We start from the raw sequence: 13,170 nt of genomic DNA, 5'->3' as shown, positions 1-13,170 counted from the left end.
AAATAACACAATCTTCAACTCAGGTAATTCCCCTTACAGGCAATGATAACTATTTTTTACTTAGCGGAAACATTAACAGGTTTCCTGACGAAATTTCGTCTCCCTCGTTGGATATGTACAAATTACCTATCTTATCGAAAGCCATGCCTTCGGGTTGCAAAAAAACTTGAGGATTGAGGTGATAAACATCAGTAACTTTCCAATTTTTATCTGCTACCACCAACAGGTTATTTACCGATGATAAAATGTACCATTGTTCATTTAACGGATGCCTGGCCAAAGCCGATGGCCTGAATTTTATTTTATCTTCTTCATTGGCCAACTTATCAATCTGCTTTACTTTTATTTCAAAGTTTCCGGCTGGTTGCAAAGTACCGTCTGTACCCAACTTCAACATATAGCCGCTGTTGCTTTTAGAGGTTTTATCGGTGCTGCAGTTCTTACAAAGTACATATAACTTTTGGGTAACAGAATCGCCGTACATGCCTTCATATTCACCTTCGGGCAACAAGTGTTTAAACTCTCTCACATTTTCGAGCCGCTCATGCACTACGCTATCCAGCGGAAAATTGTAAATAGCGCCGTTGCTTTTCAACACAAAAACCTGGCGGTTCAGTATCGCAATATCTTCGTAATCGCCATGCTTGGCGAAGCGGGTATCTTTTACCGACTTTTCGCCTAGTTTGAACCGGTATATCCTGCCGTCTTCATCCTGTTCGGCATAAACGGTATCGGTATTACCATGATTAAATACAAAACCGGAAATCTCCAGCAAATCATCCCCCATCAGGAACTTTTTAGGTTTACCGAGGTCATATCCGGGCGGGCTTATATAGCTAACTTCTTTTTGCCCTTTAACACAAGCCCACTGTAAAGTGCAGGCTGTTAAAAGCAATACAATGTGTGTAATTTTCATTTTAGGCATAAATGCTAATGAGGCTGTAAGATGGCATTCTGTTTTAACAACTCATAAATTTGCTGCTGCGAGCGCACAGCCGGCCCCGATGGTATAACAGGCTCGTTACCGAGTTGTTGGTTTAAAGTAACTGCCTGCACGTTATCAGCCAACTGAATATGAATTAAATCCAGTATTTCCTTTTTTATATTTTGATCATATACCGGGAAACACACCTCAATGCGGTGATAAATATTCCGATTCATCCAGTCGGCTGAACCCAAATATACTTGCTGGTCGCCGTTGTTATGAAAGATAAAGATACGCCCATGTTCAAGATAGCGGTCAACAATGCGTGTAATGCGGATGTTACTGCTCATCCCTTTTACGCCGGGTATCAGGCAACAAATACTGCGCACAATCAGCTCAATCTGCACACCCGCCTCTGAAGCCTCATACAATTTACGGATTAAAACTCTCTCTTCCAGATTGTTGAGTTTAATAATAATTTTTGCCGGAAGCCCTTGTTGTGCATTGGCTATTTCCTGCTCAATCAGACTGATAAACTCCTGTTGCAAATTAAACTGGGCCACCAATAAATGCTTGAACGGAATAAAATTACGCTCATCTACCTTTTTTGCTTTTTGAGCCAGGAAAATGAAAAGCAGTTCTATTTCGCTTAACAAGTCCTTATTGGCAGTGAGCAAAATATGATCGGTGTAAAAGCGGGCCGTGGCCTCATTAAAGTTACCGCTAGCTAATATGCCCTGATAATGCACACGTCGGCCCATTTGTAATTTGATGAGTCCTATTTTGGCATGTACCTTTAACGCGGCCGGGCTGTAAATAATTTTCACGCCGGCAGCTTTCAGCTTTTTGGCCCATTTAATGTTATTGGCTTCGTCAAAGCGGGCTTTCAGCTCCACCATTACCTGCACTTTTTTCCCATTTTTAGCGGCGCTGATAAGGGCATTTACAATGCGCGAATCGCTGGCTACGCGGTATAGGCTGATATAAATTTCGGTGACCTCGGGCCGGATGGCAGCTTCATTGAAAAAGCGCAGGATGGTATCGTACGACTGGTACGGGGCATGAAAAAAAACATCTTTTTGGGCAATGTAATCCAGCAGTGAAGGTACTTGCTGAATATCAGGGTAATATAAGCCCGGCCAGGATGGATAGGACAGATCGGTACGCTTTACAGGTAAATCGGCTAGGTCTTTCAAATTATGATAAATTCCCCCTTCTACAGCCCCTTCGGGTGGCAAATTAAACTGCTGCTGTAAGCTATACAGCAAGCGTAGCGGCAAACCGGGCTGATACAAAAAGCGGGTAGCTAGTCCATAATCGCGCCTGGCCAGTTGCTTTTCCAAGTCCTCAGATACCTCACTGATGTATTCGTCTTTAAAATCAATTTCAGCATCTCTCGTTACTTTAAAACTGTAGGTGCCTGCCAATTCATGCTCCGGCTTGCTCAGTTTTGCAAAACCCATGCGGATAATATCATCCAAAAACACAATGTATTGTACCTCACTTTTAGCAATCGTGTAAAAACGCGGCAACACATCTGATGGAATATTTACTACCCATGTTTCCTCCACGTCGGCTTGGGTTTTTAAACGGACCAGCAGGTAAAGCTTATTATTTTCAGGAAAAAAGGCAGCGCCAGTAGTGAGTTGTACCGGTTGAATATATGCCAATACCTGACTGAAGAAGTAATTAGTCACCTCCGATGTTATAATTTCAGGTATGGCTTCTTTATATACCAAATGAATGTTGGCATCCTGTAGCAAAGGCAGCAGTTCGGTGGTTAGGATACGGCCAAATTCTACTAATTGCTGTTGCACCATTTGCTGCGCCTGCAATATTATCGCGGCGTGTATATCTGCCCCTTCATCTTGCTTTACCGCCAGTTTGTGCATAGCCATTACCACCGGCATCCGCACACGGTAAAATTCATCAAGATTAGAGGAGTAGATAGACAGAAACTTGATGCGTTCCATCAGCGGCACCTGTTTGCGTGCGGCTTCCATCAGGATACGCCCGTTGAAGGACAGCCAGCTTAAATCGCGGTTATAGAACTGAGGATTCATGGTTATGATGATGCTTAGTTAATGTTTACCAGCAAACACGGTTGCGATGATAAAAGCGATGACCGAAGCAATAAGTCCGAACATGAATATGTTGTAAGCTACCCGCAGCAGCCTGTATTTTCTGCCCAGTACCACACCTTGGGCGTATACATCCTTCACTAAACTGCCGTACAGAAACTCACGGTCGTTCATTACTTTATTCATACCGGCTGCATAATCTTCCAAACTCATCCGGTAAAAGTTACCAAAAAACAGCAGATTTACTTTTTTGTCATCCACATCCTTAGGGGTAAAAACACCATCAGGTATGGATGGCCGGGTGGATAGAATAGAAAATACCATTGCCAGCAGGCTGATGACCAAAATTATGAATGTAGGAATAACCAGGTAAGGATGATCTTCCAGGCGGCGCAGCAGCAAACTCAATATGGCAGAAAGAATGATAGAGTTTACTGTAATCATGATATGGGCTTTGTTATCAGCCATATCGCTCAGCCGCTGATGATTGCCGGAACTTACCCTGAACATGGTTTCAATACCTTTATCGGGCCGTTCCTTTTTCTTGGATTTTGCCGGTTCAGTGCTGCTTTTAGCTGCATCTGCACTTTTGCCCTGCACTTGTGCCGTCGGGCCGCTTTCATCCTTAGATACTTCGTTCTTGGCTTGCCAGGTATCTTCCTTTTTAATCAGCTCCTTTAAATTTTCGGTTTGCGTATCACTCAGCAACAGGCGGCAGTAATCTGTAAAATATTCATGCTGTTCGAGCAGCTTAATGGTTTTCACGCGCCATTCATGCTTACTAATATCCTTGCCCATTGCCTCCAGTTCTTTCCGGATAGCTTTGGTTTTATCAAAAAACTGATTAGTACCTAAATGAAATAAATCAGCATCACAGATAATTTGCTGCAGCAAACCTTCGGGGCGTTGCGGCATTCTGGTAGCTAAAATGCACTTTTTTACTTTTTGAATAATTTTTACATCAAGGTTTAAGCTTGCCAAATAGCCTTCGGCAAACTGAGCACTACGCTCCTCATGTGCATTGCAGCTTTCAAAATACCCCAAATCATGAAACCAAGCGGCCGTCATCACCACAAAAAAATCTTCATCATTAAGCTGGTAGTGATTGGCAATCTGCATGGCCGACTCCACTACGTCTTGTGTATGCTGGCGGTTGTGGTAAAGCAGTTTCTCATTATGATGCAGGTCATAGTAAGCATGCACATATTTTTGTACCTGGTCTAATAAAGGTTGATAGTTCATTTAAATATGTATTGAAAGCAGTATCTGCTATGTGTTATAAAAATTCAGGCAGCGTATTTGTTAATCGCGTTTGGCAGACAAATGTTTGCCGGGTTGCAGATAAACAAATAACGGTAAATTTGCATTTAATTTACAAGCCCCGGCTTGCGCCATCTTCAACAATGAAATACACCGCTATCTGTATGCCCAAATATATCTTCTGTATTATAACATTACATATAGCTGTTTTGCTTAATACGGTAAAAGTAAATGCCCAAAGTACAATTCAGCAGCTTGACGAACGGGTGATGCTTGAACTGGCGGCACGCCGCACCCCGGCGCAAACCGGTTTTTTTATGTTTTTGTCGAGAAACTACCGTATCGGCGATATCGGTGTACCCGCCGGATTGCTGGCAGGCGGCATTATCTCCAACAATAAAGAAATGCGGCAAAACGCACTGTATGTAGCCAGCAGCACGGCCCTCTCATATGGGCTTACCATGTTAATTAAACGCATAGTAAAACGCCCGCGACCTTTTATACGAAACCTTAACATTGTGCCGGTTTACGAAGCCGGCAGTTCTTCTTTTCCGTCAGGCCATACTTCATCTACCATAGCTACAGCTACGGCATTATCTATTGCTTATCCCAAATGGTATGTAATTGCGCCTTCGTTTTTCTGGGCTGGCGCTACCAGTTACTCGCGTATGTATCTGGGGGTACACTACCCCTCAGATGTTGCCGCAGGTGCCGCTGTGGGTGTGGGTTCAGCATTTTCATTAAAATTTTTGAAGAAACCCTGACACTACATCAAATCAGCTTTATAGTTGGTGAACACGTAAACCGGCACGTATTACCTATAATTCAAACAATGTATTACTCCGGTGGGTTTACTTATGTCTTCATAAGTTCCTTACCGATTATAGCCGATGGAAAAAACCCTGTTCTTGCTTTTAGGCCTCATCATTGCGGTTTCATTTCTGGTCCTCATCGCGCAGCGGCTCAAAATCGCTTATCCAATACTGCTGGTGATTGCCGGTCTGGTACTCGGTTTTTTGCCTCAGGTACCCAATGTACACATTGACCCTAACCTGGTATTTTTTATTGTTTTACCGCCCATATTATTTGACGCAGCACAAGATATTTCATGGAAGGCCTTATGGAAATGGCGGCGCATTGTTACGGTAATGGCGTTTGGATATGTATTGCTTACAGCGGCAGCCGTAGCCTTTTTAAGTGTGTGGCTCATACCAGGCTTTACCTTATCGCAGGGCTTTTTATTGGGTGCCATTGTTTCGCCACCCGATGCCGCAGCAGCCACTTCTGTATTGCGGTATGTGAAACTGCCCAAAGGCGTAGTTTCTATACTACAGGGAGAAAGTTTGCTGAATGATGCAGCCAGCTTAACCCTGTTCCGATTTGCGCTGATTGCCATTACCAGCAACAACTTTGTATGGCACCAAGCGGCCACGGGTTTCTTATTCATCACCTGTTCGGGAATTGCTGTAGGCTTGGTTATTGGGTTTGCATTTTATGCCATTTACCGTTGGCTGCCTACTACGGCTAACCTGGATATTGCTTTATCGCTTGCACTCCCCTATTTACTGTACTTAACTGCCGAGAGCTTCGAATCATCGGGCGTGCTGGCAGTAGTGAGCGGAGGCTTATTTATTGCCTACCATAATCATTTTGTGTTTTCACACAGCAGCAGGTTAAAATCTAATGCCATATGGTCATCCATTGTGTTTATACTTAATGCGGTTATATTTTTGATTATTGGGTTGCAGTTACCCGTAATTATTTATGGCTTGAAAGAGCTTCCTTTTTTGCAGGCACTTGGGCTGGCCGCTATTATTACCCTGGCTATCATTTTGGTTAGGATGTTATCGGGTTTTACTTCCTCCTGGTTTACGGTGTTCATTAGTAAATATATAAAGGTGGCACAAAACCGGCCCGGATGGCGCAACCCGGCAGTGATGAGCTGGGTAGGTATGCGGGGTGTAGTTTCACTGGCCTCAGCGCTATCTATTCCGCTAATGCTTTCGGGAGGTAAACCCTTCCCGCACCGTGATCTCATCCTGTTTATTACCTACGTGGTCATTATCATTACCCTCGTTTTTCAGGGCCTTACCCTACCATGGGTGATCCGGAAAATAAAGCCTGAAAGCTTTCCTGGCGATAAGCCCGACGGTCAGCAGCTATCTGAAATTGAGGCAGAAATGTATGCCTCAGCTTTAAAACGAATTGATGAACAATACAAGAAGGATACGGAAGCCAACCGGCTCATTAAAAACCGGGTAGAGCAATGGCGGTTAAAACAGGAGTTATTTAGTGAAATTCATGATGATGAAGATAAACGAAAAGAAGCTAAAGCTATCATCAAACAGTTTAAAACTGTAATCATAGATTTATTAGAGCACGAGCGTAAAGAGCTCCATGCTTTCAGAAAAATAGATGGGTATGACGATGATATCATCCGCAAAATTGAAAACCAGTTAGATTTAGAGGAGCAGCGCATACAGCAAAACGATGAGTAAATGTTTGTGCCGCCTGCAATAATGGCTTATATTGCAACTCAAGTGTTTAAAATTACCCATGAGCGAAAAATTGCAGCCGGCCTTGTTAAAGACTAAATCTCACTTTGAAATTTTGGATGGTATGCGTGGGGTAGCCGCCATTGCTGTAGTGATTTTCCATTTTATGGAAATAGCTTACACTAATTACAGTAAAAATTTTATTGGCCATGGTTACCTGGCGGTTGATTTCTTTTTTTGCTTATCGGGCTTTGTGATTGCCTATGCTTATGATGACCGCATTGGTAAAATGGGCATTATGGAATTTTTTAAATCCCGGATGATAAGATTGCACCCATTGGTAATCTTAGGTTCGATACTGGGGCTGCTCGCCCTGTTTTTTGATCCTTTTGGCGGGCACCCGGAAGTGTATAGTTTAGGGCGGTTAGTATTAATTTTCGCCTGCTCTATCTTTTTGATTCCCTTCCCGGTGATGCAAGACAGATATCTTAATCTGTTTGGCTTGAATGCCCCGGCGTGGTCACTGTTTTGGGAATATGTGGCCAATATTTTATATGCTTTGTTTTTGTACAAACTGAGCCGCCGCTGGTTGAGGATACTGATTATACCGGCGGCCATCATACTTTGTACGGTTTGTTATAGGGCAGGCAACCTGATGGGTGGCTGGGGCGGCCCTAATTTTTGGGATGGTTCAGCACGTATAGCCTACTCTTTTCTGGCTGGCATACTGGTGTACCGTTCTAATTGGATTATAAAATCAAATTTGGGGTTTGTGGGATTGGCGGTACTATTATTTTTGGCTTTTGTGATGCCTTTTACCAGGTGGAACTGGATTACTGAACCTTTAGTAGTTCTGATATATTTCCCGCTGCTCGTGGCTTTAGGTGCAGGCGCAGTGCTAAACCCGGGTGTGCGTAAACTTTGCCAGTTTTCAGGTAAAATATCTTATCCGCTGTACATGACTCATTATGCTGTGCTTTGGATGTTTGGCAATTATTATAATCAACATAAGCCCGGGGTACCACAACTGGCCTTAATTATCAGCATAAGCGTTGTGATGTTAATAGGTTTCGCTTATTTGGTGCTTAAAGTTTACGATGAGCCCGTGCGCAAGTACCTGGCCAATCGAAGAAAATCAAATAACACACCTTGAGTTAACCTTTTTTACTGCCCAAACCGCCTTAAACCGGCTCAATAATAAAATGCTGATATTGAGGGTAACGACTTTGCACATTTTGTCGCAGGGTTTTAATAATGTGTACCATATCCTGGCTCGAAACATCAGGTTTGAAGCGCAGTTTAGTGAGCAGGATTACTTCTTCGGGCGACATATACATAGACAATTGGTTAGTTACCTCGGCTACACCTGGATCGGCCTTCAGCATATTTTTAATGGCTTCCAGTTCATCAGCGGGCGCACTTTCGCCCATGAGCAGGCTGCGGCTTTCGCGCATCAGAAAAAGGGCTACCAAAGTGAGCAATATACCAATCAGCACCGAAGCTAAACCATCCAGGTGAGGGTTATGAAAAATCAGGCTGGCAGTAATACCTGCAGCGGCAATCAGCACACCAATAACATCGGCAGCATCTTCAAACAAAACCACGAAGGTGGCAGGATCTTTACTTTGCCTTACGGCTTTCCAGAATGGCGTACTGCCCCGCTGACGGTTAAATTCGCGCAAAGCGGTAATCAGTGAAATACCGTCGAATGTAAAAGCAACGCCCAATACCACATAATTCCAAACTTGATTTTCAATAACTTCGGGATGCAGCATGTGTTGTACACCCTCATAAATAGATACTGCCCCACCAATGGCAAAAAACAAGATGGATACCACAAAAGACCAGAAGTATAATTCTTTGCCATAACCAAAGGGCCGCCTTGCATCCGGTGGTTTCTGGCTGTTGCGGATACCCAGGAACAGCAACACCTCGTTACTGCAATCCACCAGCGAATGCACCCCCTCTGAGGCCATGGCCGAACTTCCCGTAATAAACGCAGCGGTAAGTTTAGTGGCGGCAATTACCAGGTTGGCTGCCAGCGCGGTATATATAGGCGTTTTGGAGGCCGGCATTTATTCTACTTTAAACAGGTAAAAAGGTAATTGATAACCCGCTTTGGTTAGTATGGGTTTGGCCACATTATACACTGGCACCCCATCGGCCGTACAGCCTTCAAGGGTACCAATATGTGCATGGCCATGAAAAGCGGCTACCACTTGGCGGCGTTTCAACGGTTCGACCAAGCGAGATGAACCTAAAAATGGGAATATCTCCTCGGGCTCGCCCACTACGGTTGCCTTAACCGGCGAGTAATGCAACACGGCAATTTTTTTAATATCATGGTTTTCCTGGTCGAGTTTGGCCAGGGCGCGGTCTAAAGCCAAAGCCTCATTTACGGCTTCCTGTACAAAAGCCTTCATAGCCGTTTCTCCAAACATGGAAAGCATACGGCCGTCAAATCCGCCGCCAAAACCTTTAACGCCGGCAAAGCCAACGCCACCTATCACCACGGCTTCGCCATCCAGCATGTGCACGCCGGCCTGCTGCATGGTTTGCCTGATGAGCTTCTCACGGCCTTTTTCACAATCGTGGTTACCTAACACGGCCACTACGGGTATAGTGCACGCCTTCAGTTCTTCTGCTAACAGTTGTGCTTCGTGCTCATCGCCGGTATCGGTTAAATCACCGCAGATGATCAATACTTCTGCCTGGCGCGATATTTCTTTAAAGCATTCGGACCACTTGCCCTTGTCACCGGCCTTTACATGTATATCGCCGACTGCGGCTATGGTATTCACTTTTCTTTCCTCTGCCATCTTAAGTAGTTTTAATCGTACTTACTTTATAATTCCACTCTTTAATGTCTATGCTGTATTGGGTTTGGTCAATAACCGGACCGCGGCAAACCTTCTCTACCGCAGGGGGCAAATCATACTGCTCGTTGGCGCGGGTTATCAGCTCATCAAACACCCATTTGGGTATCACTTCATGAAAATCTGCCGGGTACACAAACTGAAACATTAAAATTTGTGCCAGCAGTAAGTGCCAGTGCGGGTTCAGCAGCCGCATCAGGCGGTTCCAGTCTAAATCTTTGCCCTGCTTCAGCAAAATATGGTTTACATCTGCCCCGTCAAAACGTTCGCGGTTCTGCACATATATTTTGCACCATATCAACTCCTCGGCCGGTATAAAATGTACCTGTGTACCCGCGAACTCACCCTGGCTTGAATGTTCGTACCAACTGTCATCTACAGTACAGATGTTATTTACGGTATCAAAAATAATGTCGATGAAATAGTCGCCATGAAACACCTTGGCCAGCCAGCGCACATCAGTAAGTTCCACCCGGTAACCCTTATCGGCAAAATGCTTTAAAATTTTGGTGTACTCATCGGGCTTGCAAAACACATCCAGGTCTTTAGTATCGCGGTAAATACCTGTGTATTTAAACATGGCAAAAGCGCCACCCAGCATAAAGCGGGTGCCGCTTTCGTTTAAGTGACTAAGCGCTTCCTTGTAAAAATCATAGGCTTCTTTACGTTGCTCTTTAATATCGGTCATTTAATGGCAGTGTATAATAGATTAGTAAATTACTGATGGCATAGCTAAAGCATAAATAACCTTGTGAGCAGCATTCTGTTTGAGGTATCTCATTCAAACATTATCACGCCTGCTGGCGTAGTTATATAAATCAATTACCGCAATGAGAGTGAATACTTTTATACCCACTATAGGCTTTGCTTTGCTTATCGCTTCTATAAGTGCCTGTCGCAATAACACCGAACCTGCATCTACTGAAACAAAAAACGCTTCAAACACCGTAACCAATTCGGGTCCGTCTGTAGAAACCAAAGCGCCCAACAGTAATTATAAGCCGGCATTTAAAGGCCAAACCCGTATAGGGGCTGTAAAAACGCAAACAGCGCTTTCCATAACTGAACTTAACACTACGCTGAACCAGCCCTGGGCCATTTGCCCACTGCCCGACGGCCGCTTTATGGTAACGGAAAAAGCCGGGCGATTACTGATTTTAGGTACCGATGGTAAAGTGAGCAAACAAATTACTAACCTGCCTGCTGTGGTGAACCAGGGCCAGGGCGGTTTGCTGGATGTAAATATTGACCCGCAATTTAGCAGCAACCGGATGATTTATTGGGATTACGCCGAGCAGGCTTCGGGCGGTTCACTGCTGGCAGTAGCCAAGGGCAAGCTATCAGCTGATGAAACTAAAATTGAAAATATACAAGTAATTTACCGTGCTGTACCTGCCTACAACGGTGGCTTGCAGTATGGCTCGCGCATTGTTTTCGACCCTCAAGGCAATCTGTTTGTAAGCACCGGCGAACGTGGTGCGGATGACATACGGGTAAAAGCGCAAGATTTAAGCGCGGCTATTGGTAAAGTAGTGCACATTACCAAAGACGGCCAGCCTGTGGCTAACGGGCCCTTCGCAAATACTCAGGGTGCACGCCCCGAAATTTATGCATACGGATTGCGTAACCCCGAAGGTATGGCTTGGAACACTGCCACCAATGAGTTATGGGAAGCCGAATTTGGTCCGCGCGGCGGTGATGAAGTTAACATCATCAAACCCGGAAAAAACTATGGCTGGCCTATCATTACTTACGGTATCGAATACAGTGGCCAAACTCTGGGCGCTGGCATACAGCAAAAAGAAGGAATGGAACAGCCCATTTATTACTGGGATCCGGTAATCTCCCCTTCGGGTATCACTTTCTATAACAGCGATGTAATACCTGAATGGAAAGGCAACCTGTTTTTAGGTTCACTGAGTGCCACGCATATTTGCCGCCTGGTGATTAAAGACAATAAAGTAACCGGTGAAGAGCGCCTGCTGGCAGACAAAGGCGAGCGCTTCAGGGCACTTGCGCAAGGTAAAGACGGCGCTTTGTACGCAGTTACCGATGGCGGAAAATTGTACAAGATTGCCAAAAAGTAAATATTACATCTGATAAAAAATGGCGTGGCAATGTATGAGAGCTGTGTGCACATGGTGCAACGTTTGATTGCCACGCTTCTACTTACAACAACAAAATAAACATTGGATTGGCCTTGTGTAATCTCAGCCAACCGGGCCTCCTATCCTCGCTTATCAAATAAAATGTGTATATTGTACTTTTATTTGAATACAAAGCGTGACTTTTAAAGATTTTAATTTTAATGAGCAGTTAGCCGAAGGGTTGGACAGCATGGGTTATCAAACCCCCACCCCTATTCAGCAACTGGCCATTCCGGTAGTAATGCAGGGAAAAGATGTAATTGCCTGCGCCCAAACCGGTACCGGTAAAACAGCTTCTTACTTACTGCCTCTATTGCACCAGATTGCTCAAAACCCTACCGGGCAAACGGCAGCCCTAATTTTAGCGCCCACGCGCGAACTGGCTCAGCAAATTGACCAGCAGGCCGAAGGTTTGGCCTACTTTACCGGCTTAAGCTCGGTAGCCGTATTTGGCGGCGGCGATGGCATTATTTATGAACAGCAGCGCCGTGCTATACAAAACAAAGTAGACATTGTAGTGGCTACCCCAGGTCGCCTGATGGCACACCTGAACTCGGGCATTCTGAAATTCAACCATCTGCAATATTTGATTTTAGATGAAGCCGACCGTATGCTTGATATGGGTTTTCAGGATGATATTATGAAAATTGTGAGCCAATTGCCCAAAAAAAGGCAAACCTTGCTGTTTTCGGCCACGATGCCACCGAAGATTCGTAAACTGGCTCATACCATTATGCACGAGCCGGAACAGATCAACATAGCTATCTCACAGCCTGCAGCCGGTATCACCCAACAAATTTACCGTGCTCAGGATGAGCAGAAGGGCTTACTCATTCGTCAGATATTAAGCAGCGGCAAGTATACCAGTTCAATTGTATTTGCTTCTACCAAAGACAAGGTAAAAGCCGTTTACCGCGATCTGAAATCGGCACATTTTAATGTAAAAGCCTTCCACTCAGATATGGAACAACTGGAGCGTGAGGAAATTTTACTGGCTTTTAAAAACCGCAAACTGCCTATCATTATTGGTACCGATGCACTGTCGAGAGGTATTGATGTGGAGGGTATTGACCTGGTTATTAATTATGATGCACCGCATGACCCGGAGGACTACATTCACCGCATTGGCCGCACGGCACGTGCAGCCACTACAGGTACAGCCATCACCTTCATTAACCGGCAAGACCAACGTAAGCTTCAAAATATACAGCAGTTAATTGACCGTGAAATTGAAGAAGTGCCACTACCTGAAGATGTGGCTGCTATTCCGGTAAGTGAGAAAAAACCACAGGATAAGCGCCACCGTCGCAAGCATAATCACCATACCAAGCACAAACCCAAAAAGCCAACAGCTCCGCCATCGGCTTCAAATTAATACATATAAAG

Annotated in this window: 11 protein-coding genes; 5 read left to right on the top strand and 6 right to left on the bottom strand. The window is 44.6% G+C overall.

The genetic code is table 11. From position 1 onward, the window contains the following. Positions 1-49: 49 nt before the first annotated feature. From ACYVNW_RS02375 to ACYVNW_RS02365, 3 genes are read right to left on the bottom strand one after another with little or no spacing between them, the layout of a single operon-like run. Positions 50-916 carry an SdiA-regulated domain-containing protein gene (locus ACYVNW_RS02375; RefSeq protein WP_460678238.1) on the bottom strand — a complete coding sequence of 289 codons (867 nt, stop codon included), beginning with the start codon at positions 914-916 and terminating at the stop codon, positions 50-52. Positions 917-930: 14 nt separating this feature from the next. Then, on the bottom strand, positions 931-2,988 hold the full coding sequence (gene ppk1, locus ACYVNW_RS02370; RefSeq protein ID WP_460678237.1) for a polyphosphate kinase 1: 2,058 nt from the start codon (positions 2,986-2,988) through the stop codon (positions 931-933). Positions 2,989-3,006: 18 nt separating this feature from the next. Continuing rightward, the gene (locus tag ACYVNW_RS02365) at positions 3,007-4,248 is read right to left on the bottom strand and encodes a Pycsar system effector family protein (protein ID WP_460678236.1); all 1,242 of its coding nucleotides are present in this window, start codon (positions 4,246-4,248) and stop codon (positions 3,007-3,009) included. Between the two features lie 227 nt (positions 4,249-4,475). Between ACYVNW_RS02365 and ACYVNW_RS02360 the strand changes: the two genes are divergently transcribed. The 3 genes from ACYVNW_RS02360 (at position 4,476) to ACYVNW_RS02350 (ending at position 7,914) form a co-directional block, all read left to right on the top strand. Next, on the top strand, positions 4,476-5,030 hold the full coding sequence (locus tag ACYVNW_RS02360) for a phosphatase PAP2 family protein (protein WP_460678235.1): 555 nt from the start codon (positions 4,476-4,478) through the stop codon (positions 5,028-5,030). A 126-nt stretch (positions 5,031-5,156) separates the two neighbouring features. Further along, the gene (locus ACYVNW_RS02355; protein ID WP_460678234.1) at positions 5,157-6,764 is read left to right on the top strand and encodes a Na+/H+ antiporter; all 1,608 of its coding nucleotides are present in this window, start codon (positions 5,157-5,159) and stop codon (positions 6,762-6,764) included. 58 nt (positions 6,765-6,822) lie between these two features. Continuing rightward, the gene (locus ACYVNW_RS02350) at positions 6,823-7,914 is read left to right on the top strand and encodes an acyltransferase family protein (protein ID WP_460678233.1); all 1,092 of its coding nucleotides are present in this window, start codon (positions 6,823-6,825) and stop codon (positions 7,912-7,914) included. A gap of 28 nt (positions 7,915-7,942) precedes the next feature. On the opposite strand, the gene ACYVNW_RS02345 is transcribed toward ACYVNW_RS02350, so the two are convergent. Genes ACYVNW_RS02345 through ACYVNW_RS02335 form a run of 3 tightly spaced genes read right to left on the bottom strand, consistent with a single transcriptional unit; the run spans position 7,943 to position 10,325 of the window. After that, complete coding sequence (locus tag ACYVNW_RS02345; RefSeq protein WP_460678232.1) at positions 7,943-8,836, bottom strand: cation diffusion facilitator family transporter; 894 nt, start codon at positions 8,834-8,836, stop codon at positions 7,943-7,945. Continuing rightward, the gene (locus ACYVNW_RS02340; RefSeq protein WP_460678231.1) at positions 8,837-9,580 is read right to left on the bottom strand and encodes a metallophosphoesterase family protein; all 744 of its coding nucleotides are present in this window, start codon (positions 9,578-9,580) and stop codon (positions 8,837-8,839) included. It lies immediately after the preceding gene. Position 9,581: 1 nt separating this feature from the next. After that, positions 9,582-10,325, bottom strand: a complete 744-nt coding sequence (locus ACYVNW_RS02335) for a nucleotidyltransferase (protein WP_460678230.1) — start codon at positions 10,323-10,325, stop codon at positions 9,582-9,584. Between the two features lie 142 nt (positions 10,326-10,467). On the opposite strand from ACYVNW_RS02335, the gene ACYVNW_RS02330 reads away from it, so the two are divergent. Both ACYVNW_RS02330 and ACYVNW_RS02325 read left to right on the top strand, forming a co-directional pair. Next, positions 10,468-11,724 (top strand): PQQ-dependent sugar dehydrogenase, encoded by a 1,257-nt coding sequence (locus tag ACYVNW_RS02330; RefSeq protein ID WP_460678229.1) that lies wholly within the window; start codon positions 10,468-10,470, stop codon positions 11,722-11,724. Between the two features lie 196 nt (positions 11,725-11,920). Then, the gene (locus tag ACYVNW_RS02325; protein WP_460678228.1) at positions 11,921-13,159 is read left to right on the top strand and encodes a DEAD/DEAH box helicase; all 1,239 of its coding nucleotides are present in this window, start codon (positions 11,921-11,923) and stop codon (positions 13,157-13,159) included. The last annotated feature ends 11 nt before the right edge of the window (positions 13,160-13,170 follow it).

It is taken from the genome of Mucilaginibacter koreensis, from assembly GCF_054783355.1.
Note: the sequence above shows the minus strand (reverse complement) of the source record. Positions and strands in the feature narration are given on the sequence as shown.

Bases quoted from the DNA above. Each gene is read 5' to 3' on its own strand.
- ACYVNW_RS02375 (WP_460678238.1), bottom strand. From the start codon at position 916: ATGAAAATTACACACATTGTATTGCTTTTAACAGCCTGCACTTTACAG.
- ppk1 (WP_460678237.1), bottom strand. From the start codon at position 2,988: ATGAATCCTCAGTTCTATAACCGCGATTTAAGCTGGCTGTCCTTCAAC.
- ACYVNW_RS02365 (WP_460678236.1), bottom strand. From the start codon at position 4,248: ATGAACTATCAACCTTTATTAGACCAGGTACAAAAATATGTGCATGCT.
- ACYVNW_RS02355 (WP_460678234.1), top strand. From the start codon at position 5,157: ATGGAAAAAACCCTGTTCTTGCTTTTAGGCCTCATCATTGCGGTTTCA.
- ACYVNW_RS02350 (WP_460678233.1), top strand. From the start codon at position 6,823: ATGAGCGAAAAATTGCAGCCGGCCTTGTTAAAGACTAAATCTCACTTT.
- ACYVNW_RS02345 (WP_460678232.1), bottom strand. From the start codon at position 8,836: ATGCCGGCCTCCAAAACGCCTATATATACCGCGCTGGCAGCCAACCTG.
- ACYVNW_RS02340 (WP_460678231.1), bottom strand. From the start codon at position 9,580: ATGGCAGAGGAAAGAAAAGTGAATACCATAGCCGCAGTCGGCGATATA.
- ACYVNW_RS02335 (WP_460678230.1), bottom strand. From the start codon at position 10,325: ATGACCGATATTAAAGAGCAACGTAAAGAAGCCTATGATTTTTACAAG.
- ACYVNW_RS02330 (WP_460678229.1), top strand. From the start codon at position 10,468: ATGAGAGTGAATACTTTTATACCCACTATAGGCTTTGCTTTGCTTATC.